A 26,407-nucleotide genomic window follows, 5' to 3' on the forward strand; every position below is an offset into this window, starting at 1 on the left:
CGCTACGCCAAATAACCTTACGCCAATAAGGGAAAGATGTGATCAGTGTCTCACTGCAAAAAGTAGGATATTCCGAGGAGTTAGCCGAGCATGGCAGAAACGACTAAGGCTAACGCTGTAGCCGCCCTCTTCCATATAGCAGGCTCGATCCAGCACCAGTGCCATCTCGATCGCCGGCCGAAACAGTTGTCGAGCCAGTTCCAAGCGCCGATAGCGATGCCACTGCTGCTTGCCTTGGGCAAGGTAACCGGCAAAATCGGCGTTAGCGGGCAGCGACAGCGCCAACTCGCCAGCGGCCCAGTGGCAAAAGTCACTGAATTCGCCACTCAACACTTTTTTAGAGAATGACGGCAACGGCTGGGCTTGCAGCAGATCCGCCAGTAACGCTTGTAAACCATAGCGATAGCTAAGCTCTTGGGCGCGTAAGCGCTGCACCCGCAGTGGCGCGGTGCTGGTTTGCGCTACTGCTAAGCGTAGGTGCGACTTTTCAAAATCCAGCGCTTGCCCTGCGCCCGACAATGGCCGATAGCGCGGCATTTGGGTTAAGTGATAACAACAAGGGCTGATCGCCACCTGTTCGGTGCCCGCCGCACGGGTCAGTGCCAACAAGCGCAGATGCAGATCGCCACAAGCGTGCAAGGCCACCGCCCGTTGTTGACCAATGACGGTGCCGCTGGCGGCCTCGGAAAGCGCGTCGACACACAGCATTTGCTGATTAACACCGCTGCGCTGTGCCAGTTGTGCACCGTCATCGCAAAGTTGCTGATCGTACTCCACTGATGTAATGGTGGCATCATGTTGCAGCGCAAACATCCGCCCTAAGTGCCCTTTGCCGGAACACCATTCAAGCAACCTGCCGTTGCTCGCCGGTAACGCCGCCACAAACTGGCTGATCTGTTCCAGTTTTCGCCCAGGCACATGGGCAAATTGGCGCGGATTAATGGCCTTTGGCAATGGCGCCTCGGTCACAGGCTGTTGCCACAGCGATTGCAATGCAGATAGTTCTGGCAACCACGCGCTGGCAGCATTGATCAGTTGATCATGGTCGTCTTCAAAGGTTTTCACTTGCTCATCGGTCAGTGCCAACAGCCAGCCACCCAATTGTTGGTGCGTCTGCAGCCAATCCGGGTTGAGATTTTGATAGCAGGAGTGCCACCACAAACTGCGGTGACAAGTTAGCAGCTCTGTGAGCTGCTGTAATTGCGAAGCGTGCATGACGACTCTCAAAAAGCAAAAAAGGCAGCGAGTGCTGCCTTTTGGATATGACGAGGCTTACAACATCCGTTTTAACAACAGATCGGCTTTTACGCGGCGCAGACGCTTTAATAGCTTAGCGACCTTTTCAGGGTACTCTTTACTGTCTTGGATCGCATCAAAGTGAGTTACCCGACTGGTATCGCGCAAAATGCATTGCCGCTCTTCACTAAAGCGCTCCGCCAACTGTCCGGAACGATCTTGCAGCAACAGCCCATTTTCCAGATCCAACGCCCACGCCCGTGGATTTAAGTTGTTACCGGTTAACAGGTAGCAGCTGTCATCAACCTGTATACCTTTGAGGTGATAGCTGTGGTCGCCACAACGCCACAACTGCAGATGCAAACGGCCGCCATCAATATGCTTCTGGTGGCGACGAGCAAACCGCTTAAGGTTTTGTTCATACAGGTACGGCAACGCCGACACCGCAGAGAACGGCTGATCCGGCGGACTGTAAAAATCGTTGGCGGTCTTATCGCCGACCACGATGGTGATCTCCACCCCACGTTTAAGCAACTTACCGATGGCACTGGTCAGTGGCGCCGGTAAATTGAAATATGGCGTGCAGATAAACACCCGCTGCTGGGCGCTGCTAAGCAGTCGCACGATGGTTTGATTAAGACGGTTGTTGTAGCGCCCAAGCCCAACCAACGGGTAAACGCTAATATCACCGTCACCGCTGTGCGGCGCTAGCTGGTATTCAGCACGGCTTAGACACTGCTTGAAATCACGAATGCTGCGCCGCAACGACTTCGCCGTTGGCACCGGCGTTTCCAGCAACGACACCACCGCCTCATGACCAATCAGATCTTGCGCCATAAAGCGCACCATTGCATCGGCCAAAGTTGCATCGTGCAGCAGATGATAACGGTCGTAACGGTAACGTTGATGCCAACCCAAGTAGACATCGTTGATGCTCGCACCGCTATAAACCACGGTGTCGTCAATCACGAACCCTTTGAGGTGTAACACCCCGGAGAACTCTCGGCTTTTGACCGGTACCCCATAGATGCCGATTGGGCTGAGCGGGTATTGGCTGGCCCAGTTGCGATAAAACTGGTCGTTGCCAACCTGTGGCCCTTTGCCTATCAAGCCACGCTGAGCTCGGTGGAAGTCCACCAACACTTGAATGTCCAACTGGCTATTGCGTTGTTTCGCCTGATACAACTCAGTCAAGATGGAGCGGCCGGCGTCATCATCTTGCAGATAAAGTGCGGCGATGTAGATGCGCGTCTGGGCGCCGCGGATCAGCGCGATCAGACGTTGGCGGTACGCCTCGGTGGTGGTGATAACTTCGATCTGTTCATGACGAACGGCCACGCCCTTAAGGCGCGCTAACCAAAGTTCAAAGGATTGACTAGCCACTTGCATAGTATTTTAGCGGCCAAGCAACCTAGGCTTGGCCAATGAAAACCTTCTGTTTTCCGCGCTATGACTGCGTCTGGCTGGCTATTTTCAACAAAATGCTGATGCGCCGCCACGGTCATCGGGATTGAGTATGGCTGGCTAGTAAAACAGACCAAAATCGGCAGAGCAAGCACCAAATGACGGCAACGCCACTAGGCTCGCATCAAAACCCGCCGCTTAGGCAAATAAAGCGATAATTCGGACAGTTACCGCGGCAGAGCCGGCTAAGAATAAACCAGCGCTAAGGATGCCAAAAAGAAGATTGATGTCATAATAGCGGCGGTTGCGATTAGGGCAGAACGTAAGTCATGGTTCATGGCGCGGCTCTCTAATAGTGATTCTCGACATTGTTCAACAAGTATGGGTTATGGATGAACCGTTTCAAACTCGCTTTTAGTCGCAGCTTAGTCGCCGCCCTATCGTTGTCCTTTAGCGCCGCGACGCTGGCGAATTACCGCGATTTCGCAGCCCTATTGCCTGCCGGTAGCCAAATGGGCTTTGTGCTGATGCAACCCGATGGCACCGTTACCGCCAGTCATAATGGCGATCAGTTGCTACTGCCCGCCTCCACCTTAAAACTGGTGACGGCAACCGCGGCGTGGCTTCAGTTGGGTGAATCGTTTCGTTTTACCACCACCATTGAAACCGGCGAGATCACTGACGGGGTCGCCAATGGCGATTTGGTGATCCGCATGAGTGGCGATCCAACCCTCAAGCGGCCCGATCTGTTTCGGTTAGTGCGCGAGCTAAAAAACCAAGGGCTGCACACCATCAACGGCAACATTCGCTTCGATGATTCGCTATTTCGTGGCTATAACCGCGCCCCTGGCTGGCCCTGGGATGATCTGGGGATCTGCTTCTCGGCACCTATCAGCCAAGTGATGCTTGATGGTAACTGCGCCCACATCCGACTGACCTTGGCCGGCAATAAAGTGGTGCTCAACAAACCCAGTCATCTGCCGCTGGATATTCGCTCCGAAGTAACGCTTGGGGCGATGGGGCCGTTATGCCCGCTGGAGATGGACATCGATGGTAAGCAATATCAACTGCGTGGCTGCACCGACCGGCCATTGTCGCTGGCATTGGCGTTGGATGCCCCGAAGGGCTACGTTACCGAGGTACTAAAGCAGCAACTCGCTGAGGTAGGCATTACCGTCAAGCAGCAATCAAAGGTGCGAAAGTTACCGACTCATGAGGTCGCCCGCCATCAATCGGCACCACTGCCCGAGTTGCTTAATCACGTGCTGGCCAAATCAGACAACCAGATCAGCGACAGTTTGCTAAGAACCTTAGGCCAGCAGCGCGCCGGTATTGGCAGCTTCGAAGGCGGCATCATGGCGGTAAAGGCGATCGTAAAAGAGCAGCTTGGACTAGAGCTAAGCGCCGCCGACATCTATGACGGTTCGGGACTGTCCCGCTACAACCTCATCAGTCCAATGATGCTAGCGCAACTGTTACAGCGCTGGCAGCAGCCGCAGCTCGCCCCCTTAATGGCGATGTTGCCTATCGCCGGCAAAAGCGGCACTTTACGTTACCGTGCCAGCCTGCGGGGCCTAGAAGGGCAAGTGACCGCCAAAACCGGCACATTCAAGCAGGTCTCGAACTTAGCCGGTTTCGTTGGTGAAGGCGATAATCAGCAAATCGTGGTGCAGTTTGTGACCGGCATTAATGCCACCAATGGCAATGCTAAACAGCAGGTGCATGAGTTTGAACAAGCGCTGTTCCAGTGCGTGTTGAATGACTGTTTCGAGCTAGACGAAAGTCACGCCACAACCGCTGGCGAAGTGGTGTTAGCTCAATAAATTCTCGTGCGCCATCGGCCACTTATCCCCACTTTTTGCTCGCCTAACCCTACGGCCGTTGTCTATACCTAACAGGTGACAAAGGAGTTTTCTCAGGCTGGATGGGAGAGGCGTTATGTCGATGAAAAGTGCCAAAGAGTTTGCAGTGTGGATGATTGACCGCTTCGGCGATCAACAAAAAGGGGTGTACTTGACCCGGGGCGACATCAAGATGCTGTCTGGCCGCCAAGCCATTCGGCAAGATTTTATCGCCGACATCCATGCTGAGCTAACCCGCCACGGGATGGGGATGGTTACCGACACTCTTAAAGAAAATTACTTTCTGTTCTATCTGCCACAGCAGCACTGGAAACAAGTCGCCGACCGTTATTCGCAGTTGCCATCGAATATTCATCCGATAGATGTTGCAAAGCTCAGCCGCGAGGGCTGAGCTTTCAGTAACAACACAAGTTCGCAGCAGGCTATCAGAACAGATCGTTGGCCAGTTCCATGGTCAAATCAACCGGCGCCATAGCGCTAGCCAAGTGACTATCAAAACGTGGCATCAACCGGCCAAAGTAGAACGCCGCTAAGGCCCGCTTGCGACGCTTAAAATCGTCGCTCTGATTGGACGCCGGCAAGGCATTAACCATCTTCAGCCACAGATAGCCGTAGGTGGCGTAACCCATCGCATGCAGGTAATCCACCGCCGCCGCTGATACCGCATCAGCTAAGTGGCTGTTGCCTTTAAGAGTAAGTGCCGCGTCCAACAACTGGTTAAAGGCGCTGTCGACGGTTTCACCCCAAGCCTTGTCGCATTCTGCCAATTCACTGATGGTCTGTTTTACTTCGGCGTGTAATGCTCTCAACGCTGCACCGTCGTGTGGCAGCACCTTACGATGCAGCAGATCCAGCGCTTGGATACCATTGGTGCCCTCGTAGATCTGAGCGATACGGACATCACGAACTAACTGCTCTACCCCGGTTTCACGAACATAACCATGACCACCAAACACTTGCTGGGCATGAACGGTACTATCGAGGCCGATGTCGGTGAAAAACGCCTTACACAGTGGTACCAACAGGTTAACCATCTGCTCGGCTTGTTTGCGACCCTCCTCGGCGAATTTGGTTTTATCCAGTTCCATCCCGGTCATCACCGCTAAAGCACGGCTAGGCTCGGTCATCGCGGCAATGGTTAGCAGCATACGGCGAACGTCACCGTGCACCACGATTGGATCTTGCGCCGCGCCTGTGGTTTGGCTGTCGCCCTTGCCTTGATTGCGGTCTTTGGCGTAGTTGGCGGCCATCTGATAACCCATCTCAGCGCAACCAATGCCCTGCAAGCTTATCGACAGACGTTCGTAATTCATCATAGTGAACATCGCCACTAAGCCACGATTGGCCTTGCCCAGCAGGTAGCCGGTGGCATTGTCAAAATGCATTACGCAGGTGGCCGAAGCCTTAATGCCCATTTTGTGCTCAACCGCACCGACATTGACGCCGTTACGAGCACCAATGCTGCCATCGTCATTGACCTGCATTTTCGGCACGATAAACAGTGACAAACCGCGAGAACCCGCGGGCGCATCGGGCAATCTCGCCAACACCAGGTGCACCACGTTCTCGGTTAAGTCTTGATCGCCACCGGTAATAAAAATTTTGGTACCGCTGATGGCAAAGGTGCCATCGCCATTATCAACCGCTTTGGTGCGCACCCCAGCCAGATCGGAACCCGATTGCGGCTCAGTCATGTCCATCGCACCGGCCCACTCGCCGCTGTAGAGTTTCGGCAGATACAGCGCTTTTTGTTGCTCACTGCCGTGACTGTGAATGCACAATGCAGCACCGGCACTTAGCGCCCCATACAATGAAAACGAATTGTTAGCGCCGTAGCACATCTCTTCAAACAGCACCCCAAGGGATTTTGGCATGCCCATGCCGCCATATTCAGGATCGCCACCAAAGCCAGCCCAGCCTGATTCGGCATAAACGTTGTAGGCCTCTTTAAAGCCATCAGGGGTGGTCACTACACCATCATTGAATTGGACGCCCTGCTCGTCGCCTTGACGATTAATTGGAGCCAACAGTTCACTGCTGAGTTTGGCCCCCTCATCAAGGATCGCCATCGCCGTGTCGGCATCAATCAAATCGGCCAGCGCTGGCATCTGTTGCCATTGCTGATCGGCTTTAAATACGTCCATCAGAACAAACTGCATATCTTGCAGTGGGGCTTGGTAGCTCATTTCGATCCCTTGTTAACGACATTCAAACGCTCGTTTGATTTTAGGTTTCGCGGCGCTGAAAGCAAGGATTAATGACATAAGTCACAAAAAACAGCGCCGGAGGGATCCCCCTCCGGCGCAAATCACGTAACGATGTGATCAGATGCTGGCGTTAATGGCATCAAGCACCGCAATCGGATCCTCACTTTGGGTAATTGGACGACCAATAACCAAGTAATCCGAGCCGGCAGCAACCGCCTGTTCCGGCGTCATGATCCGCTGCTGATCGCCAGCATCGCTGCCAGCCGGTCGAATGCCTGGGGTTACCAATTTGAACTGCGCCCCCAGTTCGGCTTTGAGCATCGCCGACTCTTGCGCCGAGCACACGACCCCGTCCAAGCCACTGGCTTTGGCCAGTTTCGCCAGCGATAGCACGTGCTCACGGGCACTGCGCTGCAAGCCGAGCTCAGGCAGTTCTTGCTCCGTCATGCTGGTCAGCATAGTTACGCCAATCAGCAGCGGCGCTTTATCACCGTACGGCTTCAACGCGTCAGCCGCAGCGGTCATCATGTGGCTACCGCCACTGCAGTGCACGTTGACCATCCAAACCCCTAGTTCGGCCGCGGCGGTAACCGCTTTGGCCACAGTGTTAGGGATATCGTGAAACTTCAGATCCAAGAAGATCTCAAAGCCTTTGGCGGTCAATTCGCGAACCAGTTGTGGGCCGAACAGAGTAAACAACTCCTTGCCTACTTTCAGGCGACACTTGGCCGGATCTAACCGCTCTACCAGTGCCATCACCTTAGCTTGATCATCAAAATCTAACGCGACCAATACTTTAGGCTCGGTTGTCATTACTGTTCTCCTTTCGTTGTTATGATTGTTAGGTGTGCTTTGGGTCCAGATGTAGCCGGCGTTAATCGCCATCTAGTCCCTGAATTCGTTGAATTTGTCCCCACGACTTACAGGAGGGGCAATGCCAATGCAGGCTGTGACCGGGGAAGCCGCACTGTACGCAGCGGTATTTCGGTCGCATCCGGATCTGTTTCTCAACCAGATCCCCCAGCAGCATCAAGCTGTCACGGCTTTGCTCATCAACCATACCATCGGCGTGCAACTGCATTAGTCGGTGAAAGCCCCTCATGGTCGGTTGCCGTTTCAACTGCGACAAGATCATCGTTTCCGCTTCTTGCCGCGGTAAGGTGCTGGCCAAGGCGAGGGTCAAGGTTGCCGATTGCTGCGAAGCCATCAACTGCTGCAGTAACTGGGGGTACTCATCGCCACGGTTGAGCGCCACAAAGGGTTCTTGGGCTTGCGGTAGGCTCTCGATGAACCACAATGGCGCTTGGGTTGCCAGTTGCTGCAACAGGCCAAGGGCATGTTCATACTGTTGTTGTTGGCAGGCTAAGCGGAACTGCTCTAAATAAGCGCGACCACAGCTGGGATCTTGCTTAAGTGCTAGCAACCAATAGTCACGCTTTTGCTGTTCAGTTTGGCTTTCATCCGCTAACTGGCAATAAAAGTGAGCCATTTGCGGCGCCAATTGCTTACGCTTGGCGCGCTTTAGCGATTTAACCAATTTGATCGCTTGTGACCACTCTTTGGTTGCTTGATAGAGCGACAGTAACTGTTGCTCGGCCTCTTCGGTGTGATCCGGCTCTTTGACCAGTTGCAGTAGGATCTCTTCAGCACGGTCAAACAACCCGGCGGCCATGTAGTCTTTGGCCAACGCCATCATCGCCAGATCTTTTTGCGCCAACGACAGTGATGGCCGCGCTATCAGATTTTGATGGACTCGAATGGAGCGATCCACTTCACCACGTTTGCGAAACAGATTGCCAAGAGACAGGTGGGTATCAAAGGTGTCACTGTCGACCTGCAACAGCTCAATAAACCGATCAACCGCTTTGTCTGGTTGATCTGAGAGCAGAAAATTCAGCCCTTCAAAATAGTTTTTCGACTGGTTATCACTGCTGCGCTGGAGATTGATGCGGGCACTGCGTTTACCCATATACCAGCCATAAGCTGCGGCGATTGGTAATAGCAGAAACAGTAGCTCTAGCATTAACGTCGGCATCCTAGCGCGGCGGACGTCAAACCACGGCTAGCCGCCAACAAGGCGATAACCGTAAGGATGAGATGTCTGGATAAACTGAGCGCCATAGCAGTTCTGATTTAGCAGTAGGAAAACCGTTGAGACGGCAACATCATAGAGCATAAGTCGAGGTAATTGATATCCTCAGCTGCGAGTTGAGGCACGATTTTTACAACGCCATATCCACAGTGATAACAGTTCCCCGACACTAACACACAAAAACCCTACGATTACGCAGGGTTTCGACAAAACATAATCGCTTATGCCTTGGTGGTATCGGCCATCTGTTTAGCAAGGCGGCTTTTTAGGGTGCGAATGGTGAACTTTTGCTTGATGATCACCAACAGCGCCAATAGCCAACTGATGATAAAGCCGGACAAAAACACCGCGCCGACAATCCACGACAGCGCAAATTCGCTTTGGGCGATAAAATAGTTAACCTCGACCAACTGATCGTTGCGAGCCCCAAATGCCATCGTGATGATGAACAGCACCGCCACCAATGCGGTAATCAAAAAAGCTTTCAAAACACGGCCTTGTATTCAGCTATTGTGCTTCGATTATCTGACATATTAAGCGCTTACGCCACTGCCATTTGAGCGCCTGGGCTAGCACAAAATGACCTTTAGCAAAAGTCAGATACAAAAAAGCCCCGCAATGCGGGGCTTTTTAAACTGTCGACTTCAAGCGTTGTTTACACGCTCGCGCAATTCCTTACCAGGTTTGAAGTGCGGAACGTATTTGCCAGTGAGTTCCACTGACTGTCCGGTCTTCGGATTGCGCCCTACTCGAGGTGCACGATAATGCAATGAGAAGCTGCCGAAGCCACGAATTTCGATTCGATCTCCGTGTTCCAACGAGCTTGCCATCTTTTCGATCATCTCTTTGATGGCACCTTCCACTTCTTTACTGGAAAGGTGCGACTGCTTGCTGGCAAGTCGTTCAATAAGTTCGGATTTTGTCATCCTCGCTCTCCTGATTAGCCAATATACAGTCGCCTAAGAGGGACATTAAGCCCCTCTATTTGCAGGCGATTAGTTGTTGCGTGCAGCCTTGAAAGCTTCAGCCATTGCGTTCGGAACAGCAGCTTCTTCTTGCTGGTTCAGAGCGGAGATAGCTTCTTTCTCTTCAGCTTCGTCTTTCGCGCGGATAGACAGGGAGATGGTGCGGTTCTTACGGTCAACGCCCATAATCTTCGCTTCAACCTGCTCACCTACGGACAGAACGGTGCTCGCGTCTTCGATACGGTCACGAGAGATGTCAGCTACACGGATGTAACCTTCAGCGTTCTCGCCCAGCTCTACGGTTGCGCCTTTGGCGTCAACTGCAGTGATGGTACCAGTAACGATAGCACCTTTCTTGTTGTCAGACAGGTACTTGTTGAACGGATCTTCTTCGATCTGCTTAACGCCCAGAGAGATGCGCTCGCGCTCTGGATCAACAGACAGTACTACTGCGTTGATTTCGTCGCCTTTCTTGAAGTCACGAACTGCTTCTTCGCCACCATCCCAAGAGATGTCGGACAGGTGAACCAGACCGTCGATGCCGCCGTCCAGACCGATGAAGATACCGAAGTCAGTGATGGACTTGATCTTACCGGAAACTTTGTCGCCCTTGTTGAAGTTCTTAGAGAACTCTTCCCATGGGTTAGCTTTACACTGCTTCAGACCCAGGGAGATGCGACGACGCTCTTCGTCGATGTCCAGAACCATAACTTCAACATTGTCACCCAGGTTAACAACCTTAGATGGGTGGATGTTCTTGTTGGTCCAATCCATTTCAGAAACGTGTACCAGACCTTCAACGCCTTCTTCGATTTCAACGAAGCAGCCGTAGTCAGTCAGGTTGGTAACGCGACCGGTCAGGCGAGCGCCTTCTGGGTAACGCTTAGCGATGGATACCCATGGATCTTCGCCCAGTTGCTTCAGACCCAGAGATACGCGAGTACGCTCACGGTCGAACTTCAGAACCTTAACGTTGATCTCGTCACCTACGTTCACGATCTCGGATGGGTGCTTAACGCGCTTCCAAGCCATGTCGGTGATGTGCAGCAGGCCGTCAACACCGCCCAGATCTACGAACGCGCCGTAGTCGGTCAGGTTCTTAACGATACCCTTAACTTCTTGACCTTCAGCCAGGTTTTCCAGCAGCTGCTCACGCTCTACGGAGTTCTCGGACTCGATAACTGCGCGACGAGAAACAACAACGTTGTTACGCTTCTGGTCCAGCTTGATTACTTTGAACTCCAGGTCTTTGCCTTCCAGGTGCGCGGTATCGCGTACTGGACGAACGTCAACCAGAGAGCCTGGCAGGAACGCACGGATGCCTTCCAGCTCAACGGTAAAGCCACCTTTAACTTTGCCGTTGATAACGCCGATAACGGTCTCTTGCTCTTCGTAAGCCTTCTCCAGACGTACCCAAGCTTCGTGACGCTTAGCTTTCTCGCGAGACAGTTGAGTCTCACCGAAGCCATCTTCGATCGCGTCCAGAGCTACGTCAACGATTGCGCCAACTTCGATTTCCAGTTCGCCTTTAGCGTTCTTGAACTGTTCAGCTGGGATTGCAGACTCAGACTTCAGGCCAGCGTCAACCAGAACGATGCCGTTCTCGATTGCAATTACGGTACCTTGAACGATAGCGCCTGGGCGGGTTTCTAGCTGCTGAAGGGATTCTTCAAACAGTTGAGCAAATGATTCAGTCATGTAAATAACAACTTATGTTTAGGTCATCCACGGTCATCCTGAACGTGGGGTTGTGTCCTTTGCCCGCTCCTTCCTTGCAGCAGACGGTTAAATTTGAATTCGGATTAGCCCAAATTCACTTTGGTAGCTACGTAATTCAGAACGTTTTCAACCACTTGGTCGATGCTGAGTGACGTAGTGTCAATTTCTAGAGCGTCCTCGGCGGGCTTCAGTGGCGCCACCGTTCGGTTAGCGTCACGCTCGTCGCGCTCTTGGATCTCCAGCAAAAGGCGGTCAATGCTAACATCATAGCCTTTGGCCTTCAACTGAGCGTAGCGGCGATTGGCGCGTTCTTGAGCACTGGCAGTTAAGAAAATTTTTGCTTCTGCATCAGTGAATACCACGGTGCCCATATCGCGGCCGTCGGCAACTAGGCCGGGCGCTTGGCGAAAGGCCCGCTGGCGACGCAGCAATGCTTCTCGAACCCGTGGGTAAACCGCCACTTTAGACGCTGCATCCGCGGTCTGTTGACTGCGGATCTCTGGGGTAACGTCTTCCCCTTCAAGGATCACTCGAACACCATCATCGGTGGGATTGAATTGCACATCCAAATGACCCGCCAAGGCGGCCAGCGCCTCTTCGTTGTCCAGATCAACGTTGTGGTGCAAAGCCGCTACCGCCAAAACGCGGAAGGTGGCACCAGAGTCAAGCAGATGCCAACCCAACCGATCTGCCAAAATCTGACAGATGGTGCCTTTGCCTGCGCCACTAGGGCCATCGATGGTAATAACCGGTGCCTGCTGAGGCATAGTTATCCTCCAATATCATGGTGTTGGACAGCGCCGAAAAGGCACTGCCTTGAAAAAATCGTGGCGCATTATACACAAAAACGCGGACAATGCCCGCGTCTTTCAGTACTGGTCAGCTAAGTGCTAATCAACTCGACAATGCCTCTAATTGAGCAAAGTAATCCGGGAAGGTTTTGGCGGTACAATCGGGATCATTAATGGTCACCCGTTGGCCCCCGACCGCCAACATCGAAAAGCACATCGCCATCCGGTGATCGTTATAGGTATCGATCTCAGCATGATTCAACCCCGCAGGGGTTATCGAGATAAAATCCTCGCCCTCTTCCACCACCGCCCCAACTTTACGCAGTTCAGTAGCCATCGCATGCAAGCGATCGGTCTCTTTTACCCGCCAGTTGTAGATGTTGCGAATGGTGGTAGTGCCTTTGGCAAACAGCGCCGTGGTCGCAATGGTCATCGCCGCATCAGGAATATGGTTTAGATCCAGATCAACGCCGTTAAGGCTACTGCCAGTGGCACGAATATGATCGCCAAACCACTCTATCTGACAGCCCATCTTCGCCAGCACATCGGCAAAGTACTTGTCGCCTTGCAAGCTCTCTGAACCGACACCATACACTGTTACCGGGCCACCGCTGATCGCCGCCGCAGCTAAGAAGTAGGATGCCGAAGAGGCATCCCCTTCCACCAGCAAAGAGCCTGGCGAACGGTAACTCTGCCCCGGCGCTACTTCTAAGCGTTGGTAGTTGTGATTAACCACCGGCACGCCAAAGCGCGCCATTAAAGCGATGGTGATATCGATATAGGGCTTAGAAACCAATTCACCTTTGACTGAAATCGTCACGGCGTTACCCACCAACGGCGCCATCATCAGCAGCGCCGTTAAGAACTGCGATGAGATCGAGCCGTCGATCTCAACGTCGCCGCCATTGAGATTACCCGCATGGATCTCCAGCGGCGGATAGCCTTCAGTTTGCAGGTAATTGATCTTCGCCCCTAACGCTTGCAGCGCTTCAACCAAATGACCAATCGGTCGCTCGGCCATGCGCGGTTCGCCAGTTAAGCGATAGCTGCCCTGACCAACCGCCAACGCCGCCGCCAGTGGCCGCATCGCGGTACCGGCATTGCCCAGATACAGCTCTAGCGGCTGTACCTGACCGGCCAGCACCCCACCCTTACCTTCAATCTCAATCTCACCATCGTCTTGATTTAGCCAACGCCAATTGACGCCCAATTGCGTCAGCGCCTTAAGCATATGATTGACGTCATCGGAGTTAAGCAGGTTAGACAACACCGTGGTACCGGATGCTAACGCCGCCAACAACAATGCCCGATTAGAGATGCTTTTTGAGCCAGGAAGGCGAATTTCACCACTGACTCGATTGATCGGTTCGAGGGTAAGTTGCTTCATATTGATTCAGAGAGTTCCGACTTATTGTCCTTGTTTAACTTCGATAAAGGCCTGCATAAAGCGATCATTCTCAGCCGCCGTACCGACGCTGACTCGCAAGTGGTTTGGCATGCCGTAACCGGCAATTGGACGGACAATCACGCCCTTTTGCAGTAGTGCTTGATAGACCTCAGCGGCGTTAGCCACTTCAATAGTGATGAAGTTGCCATGACTTGGGATGTAGCCAATGCCATGCTGCTGACACCAATCTTCATAACGAGCCATCTGTTCACGGTTCAGTGCCACGCTCTGATTAACGTAATCATGATCATCCAGCACCGCTTCGGCGGCCACCAACGCCAACAAGTTGCAGTTAAAAGGTTCGCGAACGCGGTTGAGCAGATCCGCCATCTCGGCACTGGACAGCAGGTAACCGATACGCAGGCCAGCCAGACCAAAGGCTTTTGAGAAGGTACGGCTAATCGATAGGTTCGGGTACTGCGCCAACCACGTTACCGCATTGGCACGCTGATCCGCTGGCACGTATTCGAAATAGGCTTCATCCAGCACCACCAGAATCTGCTCTGGCACCTTAGCCAAAAACGCTTCAATCTGTGCTGGTGGCAAATAAGTGCCGGTTGGGTTGTTCGGGTTAGCGATGCAGATCATCCGGGTCTTAGCCGTGATTGCCGCCAACATTGCATCCAAATCGTGACCCCAATCGGTAGAGTCGATCGGCACCGCAGTGGCGCCACTGCTCTGGGTCAGCAAGGCGTAAACGATAAAGGCGTGCTTATCAAAAATGACCTCATCGCCTTCACCCACGAAGGTGCGGAACAAAATCTCCAACACTTCGTTAGAACCATTGCCGAGGGTGATCTGCTCAGGCTTAACCCCACAGTAGCTAGAGAGCTTTTGCTTAAGATAAAAGCCATTAGCGTCTGGGTAACGAGCCAGTTCAACCGCTGCCTTACTGATCGCCGCGGCGGCTTTGGCGCTAAGTCCTAATGGGTTTTCATTCGACGCCAGCTTGACGATATCTTTAATACCGAGTTCGCGCTCCAATTCTTCTACTGGTTTACCCGGCTGGTATGGGTGCAGACCGTTTACGCCAGCATTAGTCAGTTGTCTTAGATCCAGAGTCATTTTGTTATTCTTCCTGTAGGTTGACAGTTTTAACTGTTCTTAATCTGATTATTTGCCGCGAAGTTAGCGGTGGGTACGAGCAAAGTGATCCATAAAGGCCACCAATGCTTCAACGCCGCTACGCGGCATGGCGTTATAGAGGCTAGCGCGCATGCCACCGACAATACGGTGACCTTTGAGCGCCAATAAACCTTGGCTTTCTGCTTCGGTCAGGAAACGATGGTTCAATTCCGGATCGCGCAGTTGAAAGGTAACGTTCATTTCTGAACGGAACGCCTTAGCAACGCCATTGTGATAAAAGCTGGAATCGTCAATGTAGCGATACAGCAGATCGGCTTTGTCACGGTTAACCGCCGCCATGTCTGCCACACCACCACGTTGCTTCAGCCACTTAAACACTTCACCGGAGAGATACCAAGCAAAGGTTGGCGGAGTGTTGTACATCGAATCGTTATCTTGGGTCAGTTGGTAATCCAAAATCGCTGGGGTCGACTTGGCGGCCTGCCCTAATAGATCGCGGCGCACTACTACCAACGTTAATCCTGCTGGACCCACATTCTTCTGGGCACCAGCGTACAGCAGGGCAAATTTAGATACGTCGAACTCACGACCCAAAATGCAAGAGGAGATGTCCGCCACCAGCGGCGATTGCACCTCTGGCACCTCAAACATCGCTACCCCATCAACGGTTTCGTTCGGGCAATAATGAATGTAATCAAAGCCGGCGCTGTCACCAATAAGGCTCAAATCCAAACCACCGTTGCCATCGCGCAGATCACGACGCTCAATCTGGCCAAACTTTTGCGCTTCCTCTGCGGCGGCCACCGACCACTGGCCGGTCTCCAGATAGAGTGCTTTGCCGTGCAGCAAGTTTTGCGGGATTGCGGCGAACTGGCCGCGAGCGCCACCGTGCATAAACAGCACCGCGTAGTTCGCGGGGATCTGCATCAGATCTCGCAGGTTCTGCTCAGCCTCTTCTGCCACCGCCATAAACTCTGGACTGCGGTGAGAGATCTCCATTACTGACACACCTAAACCATCAAAATTGGTTAAGGTCTGTTGCACTTGGGCTAACACCTCAGTCGGCAGCATGGCTGGGCCAGCACAGAAATTGTAAATCGTCATCGTCTTTCCATGAAAACAAAGCGGGCGCCTTGCGGCGCCCGTTTAAATTACTCTTGGGCGTCAGTATCTGGCGCGTCGGAGTTATCGGTATTAGCTTGTTCAGCGTCGATGGCTGGTGCCTCGCCTTCGGCAAGCGCTTCCAATTCATCCTCTTCGATCTCGTCGATACGCTGCAGACCAACTACTTGTTCATCCTCAGCGGTACGGATCAGACGCACACCTTGGGTGTTACGACCAACTTCAGAGACTTCAGCCACACGGGTACGAACCAGAGTACCACCGTTGGTGATCATCATGATTTCGTCGTTGGCATTGACCTGAACGGCACCGACTACCTCACCGTTTCGCTCACTCACCTTAATGGAGATCACGCCTTTGGTAGCACGGCTCTTCGTTGGGTATTCCGCTTGCGGGGTACGTTTGCCAAAACCGTTCTCGGTTACGGTCAGAATCGCACCGTCACCACGAGGAACAATCAAACTCACCACGCGATCGCCATCATCCAGGTTAATACCGCGCACACCGGTAGCAGTACGGCCCATGGAACGAACGTTGGTTTCGTTAAAGCGCACGACTTTACCGGCGTTAGAGAACAGCATTACTTCGTCATCACCGTTGGTGATATCAACGCCAATCAGCTGATCGTCTTCGGCCAAGTTGATCGCTCGAATACCAGAAGAAAGCGGACGGCTGTAGGCCGACAGCGAGGTCTTCTTCACGGTACCTTTCGCGGTAGCAAACAGAATGTGTTTGTCGGCATCGTAACTGGCAACCGGCAGGATGGCGTTGATACGCTCGCCCTCGCCCAGTGGCAACAAGTTAACGATTGGACGGCCACGGGCAGCGCGAGACGCCAATGGCAGCTGGAATACGCGCATCCAGTACACTTTACCAATGCTGGAGAAGCACAGGATGGTGTCGTGGGTGTTGGCCACCAGCAGACGCTCGATGAAGTCTTCATCCTTCATCTTGGTGGCAGACTTACCTTTGCCACCGCGACGCTGAGCTTCGTAATCGCTCAGTGGCTGGTACTTCACGTAGCCTTCGTGAGACAGGGTTACTACCACATCTTCTTGGGTGATCAGATCTTCCATGTTGATGTCAGCAGAAGAAGCGCTGATCTCAGTACGACGCTCGTCACCAAAGGTCTGCTTAACCTCTTCCAGCTCCTCTTTGATCACCTCCATCAGGCGCTCAGTGGAAGCCAGAATGTGCAGCAGTTCGGCGATCTGAAGCAGCAGCTCGCGGTATTCGCCAAGAATGCTCTCGTGCTCCATACCGGTCAGCTTGTGCAGACGCAGATCCAGAATGGCTTTGGCTTGCTCTTCGGTCAGGTAGTACAGGCCATCGCGAATGCCATACTCTGGCTCCAACCACTCTGGACGTGCCGCGTCATCGCCGGCTTTTTCCAGCATTGCGGCAACGTTGCCCAGCTCCCAGCCACGCTCCAGCAGTTGCTGACGCGCTTCTGCAGGAGTACCAGCGTTACGGATCAACTCAATAACTGGGTCGATGTTGGCCAGTGCAATGGCCAGACCTTCCAAGATATGGGCACGATCGCGGGCTTTACGCAGCTCGAATACGGTACGGCGGGTCACCACTTCACGGCGGTGACGGATAAAGGCTTCCAGAGTCTCTTTTAAGTTAAAGATCTTTGGCTGGCCGTTGTTCAACGCCACCATGTTGATACCAAACACGGTTTGCATTTGAGTCTGAGCGTACAGGTTGTTCAGTACCACTTCTGGCACTTCACCACGCTTCAGCTCAATTACAATGCGCATGCCGTCTTTGTCAGACTCGTCACGCAGGCCGCTGATCCCTTCAATCTTCTTATCTTTAACCAGCTCGGCGATCTTTTCGATCAGACGGGCTTTGTTTACCTGATACGGGATCTCGTTAACGATGATCGCGTCGCGGCCGTTTTTATCGGTTTCAACTTCGGTTACCGCACGGATGTAGACCTTGCCACGGCCAGTGCGATAGGCATCGTAAATGCCTTTACGGCCGTTGATTACGCCGCCGGTCGGGAAGTCTGGACCAGGGATCACTTCGATCAGTTCATCGATAGTGGTCTCTGGACGTTCAATCAAAGTCAAACAGCCATCCACTACTTCGGTCAGGTTGTGTGGCGGGATGTTAGTCGCCATACCTACCGCAATACCGGAGGAGCCGTTAACCAGCAAGTTTGGTACGCGAGTTGGCAATACCGCTGGGATCTGCTCAGTGCCGTCGTAGTTCGGTACGAAATCAACGGTATCTTTGTCTAGATCCGCCAACAGCTGGTGAGCGATCTTATCCATGCGCACTTCGGTGTAACGCATTGCTGCGGCGGAGTCACCGTCAACGGAACCGAAGTTACCCTGACCATCTACCAGGGTGTAACGCAACGAGAATGGCTGCGCCATACGTACGATGGTGTCGTAAACCGCGCTATCACCGTGAGGGTGGTATTTACCGATTACGTCACCGACCACACGGGCGGATTTTTTGTAGGGCTTGTTCCAGTCGTTGCCCAACTCATTCATTGCAAACAGTACGCGGCGGTGAACAGGTTTCAAACCGTCACGTACATCAGGCAAAGCACGCCCAACGATTACGCTCATGGCGTAATCGAGATACGACGTGCGCATCTCTTCTTCAATGTTAATTGGCGTGATTTCTTTGGCCAGATCAGTCATAAAATGCGCGATCCCCTCACAGCGCCCTCCCCAACGGAGGTCGCCCCAGTAGTTCTGGTTAATTCAGTGGTTTGGGATAATAACACAAGGATTTGCCATTAGTAGGGCTCATTGGCGTTTGCCCCACCGCTTGCTGTCGATATAATCGACCCAGTCGCAGAGAAGTAATGGAATGACGCTAACAACATGAATAACAAGACAAACGTAGATCCGCAGGAAGTGGCTAAATTTGAACAATTGGCAGCAACCTGGTGGGATCCAGAAGGTCATTCAGGGCCACTGCATAAGATGAATCCAGTCCGGGTTTCATTTATTGAACGCCACGCCGACGGTTTATTCGGCAAAAAGGCGGTCGATGTCGGCTGCGGTGGCGGTTTGGTTAGCGAAGCCCTCGCCCGCTGCGGCGCCAAAGTGGTTGGTCTTGATATGGGTGAAGAGCCACTGGAAGTGGCCCGTCTGCATGCCCTAGAAAGCGGCGTTGAAGTCGATTACCTCAATAGCACCGCCGAACAACACGCCGATGGTTTTGCTGAACAGTACGATGTGGTTTGCTGCCTAGAGATGCTGGAGCACGTACCGGATCCACAATCGGTAGTTGCCGCTTGCATCAAGATGCTTAAGCCCGGTGGCCATCTGTTTTTGTCGACCATCAATAAAACCCCAGAAGCCTATCTAACCACCATCGTCGGCGCTGAACGTATTGTTAAAGCCCTGCCCAAAGGCACCCACGACTTTAATAAGTACCTGCGACCTTCACAGCTAAGCCATTGGTGTGAAGCCAACGGCGCGCAAATGAAGCACGCCAGTGGCCTGTTCTACAATCCATTGACCAAAACCGTGTCGCTGATTGAATCGATGCGAGTTAACTACATCCTGCACGCCCAGAAGCCAGAGCATCATCAATGAATCAATATCAAGGGATCTTGTTTGATCTCGACGGCACCCTACTGGATACCGCCAAAGATCTCGGCGCCGCCGCCAACGACGCCCTAACCGCTTTTGGTTATCCACCAATCAGCGATGAGGTAGCGGCTCAGGTTGCCTCATACGGAACCACCGGTTTGTTGCAAGCTGGCCTTGGCGAGCGCTATGGTCGCACCGATGTCACCCCCCTGCGACAACGTCTGCTGGATTTTTACGCCAATCACATTTGCCAGCATACCTGTTTGTATCCCGGGGTTGCGGCACTAATCAGTCGCCTTGAGCAAGCCGGGATCCCGTGGGGAATTGTCACCAATAAACCGGGCTGGTTAACCGATCCGCTACTAGAGCACTTCCCAGAACTGAAAAGTCGCATGGCCACCATCAGCGGCGACAGCGTTGGCGTAGCCAAGCCCGATCCTAAACCGATGTTAGCGGCAGCACAGTTACTGGCGTTGCCAGCGCCACAGATCCTCTACGTTGGCGACGCTAAACGTGATATCGAAGCGGCGCAAAACAGTAATATGGACTCTGCGGTGGCGCTGTGGGGTTATCTCCTGCCAACGGATAGACCACAGGACTGGCAAGCCACTTATCTATGCCAGCAAGTGAGCGATCTTGATGGGCTGGTGCTAAATTAATCCGATAGCGACTGCTCCGACCAGACGGGTTTTGCTTGATCATTATTCGATCGGCCATCGATAACTTTTTTTATCGATGGCCGTTTTTTTTGTTGAAATTTAATAACTCGCCTAAGCATGGGAGCAACGTCGTAAGGCGCTACTAACCAAACGGATCCACACCCAGTTTATCCACAAAATGATCACAATTGTCGGGCTTGATCGATGCCAGCGAACGCCCTATCTTGTATCCCAATCTACAACAAACACTACATATTGTGGTTTGGTTAATCATCTACCACAATTTGCTTAGTCGCCGCGTTGGCAGCCGATATGACCGCACTGCCTTCACTTTACGGCACCACAATCTGATGGATAACAATAAAACCCTATGAATGGCTCTCTACTTGTAACCAAGCGCAACGGCCGCCAAGAACCGATCGATCTGGAAAAGATCCATCGAGTGATCACTTGGGCGGCAAAGGATCTTGATAACGTCTCGGTATCGCAGGTTGAACTGGCCTCGCACATCCACTTTTTCGATGGCATTGAAACCGAAGCCATTCACGAAACCATCATCAAAGCGGCGGCAGACTTAATCAGTGAAGACACTCCCGATTATCAATACTTGGCAGCGCGCTTGGCGGTGTTTCATTTGCGCAAGAAGGCCTATGGGCAGTTCGAGCCCCCGCATCTGTATGATCACGTCACTAAGTTGGTCGAAAAAGGCCGTTATGATCAGCACATTTTGGCCGATTACAGCCGCGAAGAGCTGAATGAGCTGAACGACTACCTCGATCACTGGCGTGATATGGATTTCTCTTACGCTGCGGTCAAGCAGTTGGAAGGCAAATACTTAGTACAGAACCGAGTCACCGGTGAAGTGTTCGAGAGCGCCCAGTTCCTGTACATGCTGGTATCGGCTTGCTTGTTCGCTAATTACCCTCGCACGACGCGGATGGACTACGTTAAGCGCTTCTATGACGCGGTCTCGACCTTTAAGATCTCCCTACCAACGCCGATCATGAGTGGCGTCCGCACCCCTACCCGTCAATTCAGTTCCTGTGTATTGATTGAATGCGGTGATAGCCTCGATTCCATCAATGCGACGTCATCGGCAATCGTTAAATACGTCAGCCAACGAGCGGGCATTGGCATCAATGCTGGCCAAATTCGCGCACTGGGTAGCCCAATTCGCGAAGGCGAAGCCTTCCATACTGGCCTGCTGCCGTTCTTTAAACACTTCCAAACCGCGGTTAAGTCTTGCTCCCAAGGCGGGGTTCGGGGCGGTGCTGCTACCCTGTTCTACCCGTTGTGGCATCTGGAAGTGGAAGATCTGCTGGTACTGAAAAACAACCGGGGTACCGAAGCCAATCGCATCCGTCATATGGATTATGGCGTGCAATTGAACCGTACCCTGTACCAGCGCCTGATCGACGGTGGCATGATCACCCTATTCTCACCATCGGATGTGCCGGGGCTGTATGACGCCTTCTTTGCCGATCAGCAGAAGTTCGAACAGCTCTACACCCAGTACGAACAAGATGAGTCGATCCGCAAGCGTCAGGTCAAAGCAATTGAACTGTTTAGTTTGCTGATGCAAGAGCGCGCCTCTACCGGCCGCATTTACATTCAGAATGTCGATCACTGCAACACTCACAGCCCGTTTGATCCAAGCGTAGCGCCGATTAAACAATCTAATCTGTGTCTGGAAATTGCGCTGCCAACCAAGCCCCTGAACAGCTTCGACGACGAAAACGGCGAAATTGCCCTATGTACCCTGTCGGCCTTTAACTTGGGTGCTATTGAAAGCTTGGATGAACTCGAAGAGCTAGCGCAACTGGCAGTACGGGCGCTCGATAGCCTGCTGGATTACCAAGATTATCCGGTTAAAGCAGCCAAGATCAGCACCATGAACCGCCGCACCTTGGGCATCGGCGTTATCAACTTCGCCTACTACTTGGCCAAAAACGGCAAGCGTTACAGTGATGGCAGCGGCAATAACCTGACCCACAAAACCTTTGAAGCGATCCAGTACTACCTGCTTAAAGCGTCTAATGAGTTAGCCCAGGAGCAAGGCGCTTGCCCAGCCTTTAACGAGACCACCTACAGCCAAGGTGTGCTGCCAATCGATACCTATAAATCGTCGTTAGATGAGATCTGCGATGAGCCCCTGCATCTGGATTGGGAATCGCTGCGTACCGACATCGTTCGTTACGGGCTGCGCAATTCAACCCTGTCGGCGCTGATGCCATCGGAGACCTCGTCACAAATCTCCAACGCCACCAACGGCATCGAACCGCCGCGCGGCTTGGTGTCGGTGAAAGCCTCTAAAGATGGGGTCATGAAGCAGGTGGTGCCGGGCATTGAGACCTTAGCCAAACAGTACGAGCTGCTGTGGAATATCCCATCCAACACCGGCTATTTGCAGTTGGTGGGCTTGATGCAAAAGTTCGTCGACCAAGCGATTTCGGCCAACACCAATTACGATCCAGCACGCTTCCCTGATGGCCGGATGCCGATCAAAACCCTGCTGACCGACTTGCTGCTGGCGTATAAGTACGGCTTAAAAACCCTGTATTACCAAAACACCCGCGACGGTCAAACCGACGCCTCTAACGATAAAGCCAGCGACGATGATTGTGCTGGCGGCGCTTGTAAGATTTAACCGCGAAAGTGAATAATCATGACTCATAAATACAGCACCTTTTCTCGCATCGCCAACGATGCCCTGAAAGAGCCGATGTTCCTTGGCAACCCGGTTAACGTTGCCCGTTACGATCAGCAGCGCCATCCACATTTTGAGCGACTGATTGAAAAACAGTTGTCGTTCTTCTGGCGCCCTGAGGAAGTGGATGTATCAAAAGACCGCATCGACTACAACAAGTTGGCACCGCACGAACGGCATATTTTTATCTCCAATCTAAAGTACCAAACGCTGCTGGATTCCATTCAAGGCCGCAGCCCCAACGTGGCGCTGTTGCCGCTGGTGTCGTTGCCAGAGCTGGAGACTTGGATTGAAACCTGGTCGTTCTACGAGACCATTCACTCTCGTTCCTATACGCACATCATCCGCAACATCGTTGGTAATCCCGGCGAGGTGTTTGATGACATCGTGGTCAACGAACAGATCGTTAAGCGCGCCGAGGATATCTCTAAGTACTATGACGAACTGATCGAACTGACCCAGCTGTATCAACAGTTTGGCGAGGGACAGCATCAACTTAATGGTGAAACCATTAGTATCCGTAAACGCGATATTAAAAAGAAACTGTATCTGTGCATTATGTCGGTCAACGTGCTGGAGGCGGTTCGTTTCTACGTATCGTTTGCCTGTTCATTCGCCTTTGCCGAGCAAGAGAAGATGGAAGGCAATGCCAAGATCATTCGTCTGATCGCCCGTGATGAACAACTGCACCTGCAAGGCACCCAATACATCATCAATAGCCTGCTCGATGGCAAAGACGATCCAGAGATGCAAGCGATCGGGATGGAATGTCACCAAGAAGCGGTCGAGATCTTCCGCCGCGCCGCCGAGCAGGAAAAACAGTGGGCTGACTATCTGTTTAAAGACGGATCGATGCTGGGGATGAACAAAACCATTTTGGCCGACTATGTCGAGTTCATTACCAACCAACGGATGGAGGCGATCGGGCTACCTGCGCTGTTTGAAAAGCGCTCTAATCCGCTGCCATGGATGAGCAAATGGTTGGAGTCTGATTCGGTACAAGTTGCGCCTCAGGAAGTGGAGGTAAGCTCCTATCTGACCAATCAGATCGACAGCCACATTCATGCCCAAGACTTGGCGGAATTCACCCTATGAATCATACCGTCACCTTGCCGGATGGTAAGCAGCACACACATCAAGAGGGGGTGCCGTTACTGAAGCTGTTAAAGGAAAATGGCCTTTACAGCGAATGCCAGCAAGGTTTTTGCGGTGCCTGTCGAACCAAAGTGATCAGCGGCACTGTGCGCTACTTGGCCGAGCCGATGGCGCGCTTACAGCATAATGAGATCCTGCCCTGCTGCTGCACCCCAACCAGCAAGTTGACGGTCGAATACTAATCGGCGAAGCCATAAAAAACGGCGCGAACCTAGTGGTTCGCGCCGTTTTTTGACTGGATAACTTACAGTGCGACCACTGCCTCCAGTGCTTGGCGAATGGCGCGCTTGGCATCGAGCTCAGCGGCCAATTCTGCGCCGCCAATCAAGCTAAAGCTTACTCCTGCCGCCGTCAGTTGCTCGCTTAAACTGCGGTTAGACTCCTGTCCTGCGCACAGCACCACGGTATCGACCGCAATCAGCGATGATTTACCCTCTTGGCTAATGTGCAAACCCTGATCATCAACCTTGTGGTAGTTGGCGCCGGTAACGAACTTGACTTGGCGATCTTTCAATACCGCCCGATGGATCCAACCGGTGGTTTTGCCTAAATCTTTACCCGGCCGCGTCGATTTGCGTTGTAGCAGGTAAATTTCCCGCGCCGATTCAAATGCCGACGGATCACGTTCGCTCAGCCCTGCACCTTGCTGATAAGCCAGATCAACGCCCCACTGTGCCAGCCACTTTGGCGCATTCAGCGTTGGGCTTTGATGGGCTTCCGATAGATATTCAGCCATATCAAAACCGATACCACCGGCGCCGATCAAGGCCACCCGTTGGCCTACTTCCACCTCACCGCGCAGCACTTGCTGATAGGTCACCACATTGGCGCGCTCGATGCCTTCGATTGGTGGTACTCGTGGCACCACGCCAGTGGCGATGATCCGCTCATTAAACTGTTTGAGCTCCTCGCAGTTGGCACTGTGATTAAGTTTAACCGTGACCCCAAATTGCTTAAGTCGGTTGCGGTAGTAGTTAAGGGTTTCTTGAAACTCCTCTTTGCCTGGGATCTTAGCCGCCAGATTAAATTGGCCGCCCAGTTCATCGCGGGCTTCAAACAGGGTCACGTCAAAGCCGCGCTCCGCAGCATAGCAAGCCGCAGCCATCCCGGCAGGACCGGCGCCAACGACCGCGACGGTGCGACCGCTGCTATCCGGCGTCAGATGCAAATCGGTTTCATAACACGCCAGTGGATTAACCAAACAGGTGGCCCGCTTCATCTTAAAGGTGTGATCAAGACAGCCTTGGTTGCAACCAATACAGACGTTGATCTGCTGCCGTTGTCCCGCTTCGGATTTCACCACAAAGTCCGCGTCGGCCAGCAGTGGCCGTGCCATCGACACCATGTCCGCTTGACCGGAGCTTAAGATCTGCTCGGCCACTTCTGGGGTGTTGATCCGATTGGTGGCGATCAACGGCACCGAAACTTCACCACGCAAACGCTCGGTGATCCCGGCAAAGGCAGCACGCGGCACACTGGTTGCAATGGTCGGGATCCGAGCTTCGTGCCAACCGATGCCGGTGTTGATGATGGTCACCCCAGCTTGTTCAAGCCACTTGGCCAGCTGCACCACCTCGTCCCAATCGTTGCCGCCCTCAACCAGATCCAGCATCGACAAGCGGAAAATGATGATGAAGTTGTCACCGACCTTGGCACGGATGGCACGAACGATCTCAAGCGGCAGTCGTGCCCGATTTTCCAACGAGCCGCCATAGTCATCATCGCGCTTGTTGGTGCGAGCACAAAGGAACTGATTAAGCAGATACCCTTCCGAGCCCATCACCTCAACCCCGTCATAACCGGCTTTCTGCGCCAGTGCGGCACAATTGGCGTAATCACGAACCGTCTTACGAATGCCGCGAGCCGATAACGCAAATGGTTTAAACGGGGTAATCGGCGATTTGATTTTGCTCGGCGCCACCGAGATTGGGTGATAAGCGTAGCGGCCGGCATGCAAAATCTGCATACAGATCTTACCGCCTTCGGCATGCACCGCATCGGTAACGATTCGGTGGTGCTTCACTTGCCATGGAAACGACAACTGACTGGCAAAGGCGTGTACTCGACCGGCGTAGTTCGGCGCGATGCCACCGGTTACGATAAGGCCAACGCCGCCTTTTGCCCGAGCCGCAAAAAACGCCGCCTGCTTGTGATAACCGCCCTTTTCTTCTTCGAGGCCAGTATGCATCGAGCCCATTAACACGCGATTGCGTAACGAGGTAAAACCCAAGTCCAGCGGCGCTAACATATTGGGATAGTGTGCGTTCATCCATAAACACCTAGTTGTTGTAATTATCAGCAGGTTAGCGCCCATAGAGTATTGACTCAAGGGGGCCGTCGATAAACCAACTTACAATTGCCAGTGCAAGTACCAGCAGCAATCAGTTAGCAT

21 protein-coding genes are annotated in these 26,407 nt (G+C 52.9%); 7 read left to right on the forward strand and 14 right to left on the reverse strand.

Annotation, left to right across the window (positions count from 1 at the left end):
- Positions 1 to 42 precede the first annotated feature (42 nt).
- Together G506_RS0102330 and pssA are read right to left on the reverse strand one after the other, a co-directional pair.
- Positions 43 to 1,215, reverse strand: a complete 1,173-nt coding sequence (locus G506_RS0102330) for a methyltransferase (RefSeq protein ID WP_051201831.1) — start codon at positions 1,213 to 1,215, stop codon at positions 43 to 45.
- A 57-nt stretch (positions 1,216 to 1,272) separates the two neighbouring features.
- Positions 1,273 to 2,625: a CDP-diacylglycerol--serine O-phosphatidyltransferase gene (gene pssA, locus G506_RS0102335; RefSeq protein WP_028115473.1), complete on the reverse strand. Its 1,353-nt coding sequence runs from the start codon at positions 2,623 to 2,625 to the stop codon at positions 1,273 to 1,275.
- 407 nt (positions 2,626 to 3,032) lie between these two features.
- Between pssA and dacB the strand changes: the two genes are divergently transcribed.
- Together dacB and G506_RS0102345 are read left to right on the forward strand one after the other, a co-directional pair.
- Positions 3,033 to 4,463, forward strand: a complete 1,431-nt coding sequence (gene dacB / locus G506_RS18510) for a D-alanyl-D-alanine carboxypeptidase/D-alanyl-D-alanine endopeptidase (RefSeq protein ID WP_051201832.1) — start codon at positions 3,033 to 3,035, stop codon at positions 4,461 to 4,463.
- 115 nt (positions 4,464 to 4,578) lie between these two features.
- Positions 4,579 to 4,893: a hypothetical protein gene (locus G506_RS0102345; protein ID WP_028115474.1), complete on the forward strand. Its 315-nt coding sequence runs from the start codon at positions 4,579 to 4,581 to the stop codon at positions 4,891 to 4,893.
- A 34-nt stretch (positions 4,894 to 4,927) separates the two neighbouring features.
- Here the strand turns inward: G506_RS0102345 and G506_RS0102350 are convergent, their stop codons facing one another.
- The 11 genes from G506_RS0102350 to gyrA all read right to left on the reverse strand — a co-directional run bounded on the left by G506_RS0102350 (position 4,928) and on the right by gyrA (position 18,591).
- Positions 4,928 to 6,688 carry an acyl-CoA dehydrogenase C-terminal domain-containing protein gene (locus tag G506_RS0102350; protein WP_028115475.1) on the reverse strand — a complete coding sequence of 587 codons (1,761 nt, stop codon included), beginning with the start codon at positions 6,686 to 6,688 and terminating at the stop codon, positions 4,928 to 4,930.
- 138 nt (positions 6,689 to 6,826) lie between these two features.
- Positions 6,827 to 7,522 carry an orotidine-5'-phosphate decarboxylase gene (gene pyrF / locus G506_RS0102355; protein ID WP_028115476.1) on the reverse strand — a complete coding sequence of 232 codons (696 nt, stop codon included), beginning with the start codon at positions 7,520 to 7,522 and terminating at the stop codon, positions 6,827 to 6,829.
- 61 nt (positions 7,523 to 7,583) lie between these two features.
- Positions 7,584 to 8,732: a lipopolysaccharide assembly protein LapB gene (gene lapB, locus G506_RS0102360; RefSeq protein WP_028115477.1), complete on the reverse strand. Its 1,149-nt coding sequence runs from the start codon at positions 8,730 to 8,732 to the stop codon at positions 7,584 to 7,586.
- Positions 8,733 to 9,022: 290 nt separating this feature from the next.
- On the reverse strand, positions 9,023 to 9,289 hold the full coding sequence (locus tag G506_RS0102365; protein WP_028115478.1) for a LapA family protein: 267 nt from the start codon (positions 9,287 to 9,289) through the stop codon (positions 9,023 to 9,025).
- A gap of 156 nt (positions 9,290 to 9,445) precedes the next feature.
- Positions 9,446 to 9,727: an integration host factor subunit beta gene (ihfB, locus tag G506_RS0102370; protein WP_028115479.1), complete on the reverse strand. Its 282-nt coding sequence runs from the start codon at positions 9,725 to 9,727 to the stop codon at positions 9,446 to 9,448.
- Positions 9,728 to 9,796: 69 nt separating this feature from the next.
- The gene (gene rpsA, locus G506_RS0102375) at positions 9,797 to 11,464 is read right to left on the reverse strand and encodes a 30S ribosomal protein S1 (RefSeq protein WP_028115480.1); all 1,668 of its coding nucleotides are present in this window, start codon (positions 11,462 to 11,464) and stop codon (positions 9,797 to 9,799) included.
- A 104-nt stretch (positions 11,465 to 11,568) separates the two neighbouring features.
- Complete coding sequence (gene cmk, locus G506_RS0102380; RefSeq protein WP_028115481.1) at positions 11,569 to 12,252, reverse strand: (d)CMP kinase; 684 nt, start codon at positions 12,250 to 12,252, stop codon at positions 11,569 to 11,571.
- 127 nt (positions 12,253 to 12,379) lie between these two features.
- Positions 12,380 to 13,663, reverse strand: coding sequence for a 3-phosphoshikimate 1-carboxyvinyltransferase (gene aroA / locus G506_RS0102385; protein ID WP_028115482.1), 1,284 nt, complete (start codon positions 13,661 to 13,663; stop codon positions 12,380 to 12,382).
- Positions 13,664 to 13,684: 21 nt separating this feature from the next.
- The gene (gene hisC / locus G506_RS0102390) at positions 13,685 to 14,788 is read right to left on the reverse strand and encodes a histidinol-phosphate transaminase (RefSeq protein WP_028115483.1); all 1,104 of its coding nucleotides are present in this window, start codon (positions 14,786 to 14,788) and stop codon (positions 13,685 to 13,687) included.
- A 63-nt stretch (positions 14,789 to 14,851) separates the two neighbouring features.
- Positions 14,852 to 15,913, reverse strand: coding sequence for a 3-phosphoserine/phosphohydroxythreonine transaminase (gene serC / locus G506_RS0102395; RefSeq protein WP_028115484.1), 1,062 nt, complete (start codon positions 15,911 to 15,913; stop codon positions 14,852 to 14,854).
- A 47-nt stretch (positions 15,914 to 15,960) separates the two neighbouring features.
- Positions 15,961 to 18,591, reverse strand: a complete 2,631-nt coding sequence (gene gyrA, locus G506_RS0102400; protein WP_028115485.1) for a DNA topoisomerase (ATP-hydrolyzing) subunit A — start codon at positions 18,589 to 18,591, stop codon at positions 15,961 to 15,963.
- 186 nt (positions 18,592 to 18,777) lie between these two features.
- Between gyrA and ubiG the strand changes: the two genes are divergently transcribed.
- The 5 genes from ubiG (at position 18,778) to G506_RS18515 (ending at position 24,197) form a co-directional block, all read left to right on the forward strand.
- A complete protein-coding gene (gene ubiG, locus G506_RS0102405) occupies positions 18,778 to 19,497 on the forward strand; it encodes a bifunctional 2-polyprenyl-6-hydroxyphenol methylase/3-demethylubiquinol 3-O-methyltransferase UbiG (protein ID WP_028115486.1) in 720 nt (239 codons plus the stop codon).
- The gene (locus G506_RS0102410; RefSeq protein ID WP_028115487.1) at positions 19,494 to 20,153 is read left to right on the forward strand and encodes an HAD family hydrolase; all 660 of its coding nucleotides are present in this window, start codon (positions 19,494 to 19,496) and stop codon (positions 20,151 to 20,153) included. Before ubiG ends, G506_RS0102410 begins: the two co-directional genes overlap by 4 nt.
- A 370-nt stretch (positions 20,154 to 20,523) precedes the next feature.
- A complete protein-coding gene (nrdA, locus tag G506_RS0102420) occupies positions 20,524 to 22,800 on the forward strand; it encodes a class 1a ribonucleoside-diphosphate reductase subunit alpha (RefSeq protein WP_028115489.1) in 2,277 nt (758 codons plus the stop codon).
- 18 nt (positions 22,801 to 22,818) lie between these two features.
- Positions 22,819 to 23,955, forward strand: a complete 1,137-nt coding sequence (gene nrdB / locus G506_RS0102425; RefSeq protein ID WP_028115490.1) for a class Ia ribonucleoside-diphosphate reductase subunit beta — start codon at positions 22,819 to 22,821, stop codon at positions 23,953 to 23,955.
- Positions 23,952 to 24,197, forward strand: coding sequence for a 2Fe-2S iron-sulfur cluster-binding protein (locus G506_RS18515; protein WP_035386895.1), 246 nt, complete (start codon positions 23,952 to 23,954; stop codon positions 24,195 to 24,197). The genes nrdB and G506_RS18515 overlap by 4 nt, the downstream gene beginning before the upstream one ends.
- Positions 24,198 to 24,259: 62 nt before the next feature.
- Here the strand turns inward: G506_RS18515 and G506_RS0102435 are convergent, their stop codons facing one another.
- Positions 24,260 to 26,284 (reverse strand): NADPH-dependent 2,4-dienoyl-CoA reductase, encoded by a 2,025-nt coding sequence (locus G506_RS0102435; RefSeq protein ID WP_028115491.1) that lies wholly within the window; start codon positions 26,282 to 26,284, stop codon positions 24,260 to 24,262.
- Positions 26,285 to 26,407: the final 123 nt, after the last annotated feature.

The organism is Ferrimonas senticii DSM 18821 (assembly GCF_000422665.1).
Classification (GTDB): domain Bacteria; phylum Pseudomonadota; class Gammaproteobacteria; order Enterobacterales; family Shewanellaceae; genus Ferrimonas; species Ferrimonas senticii.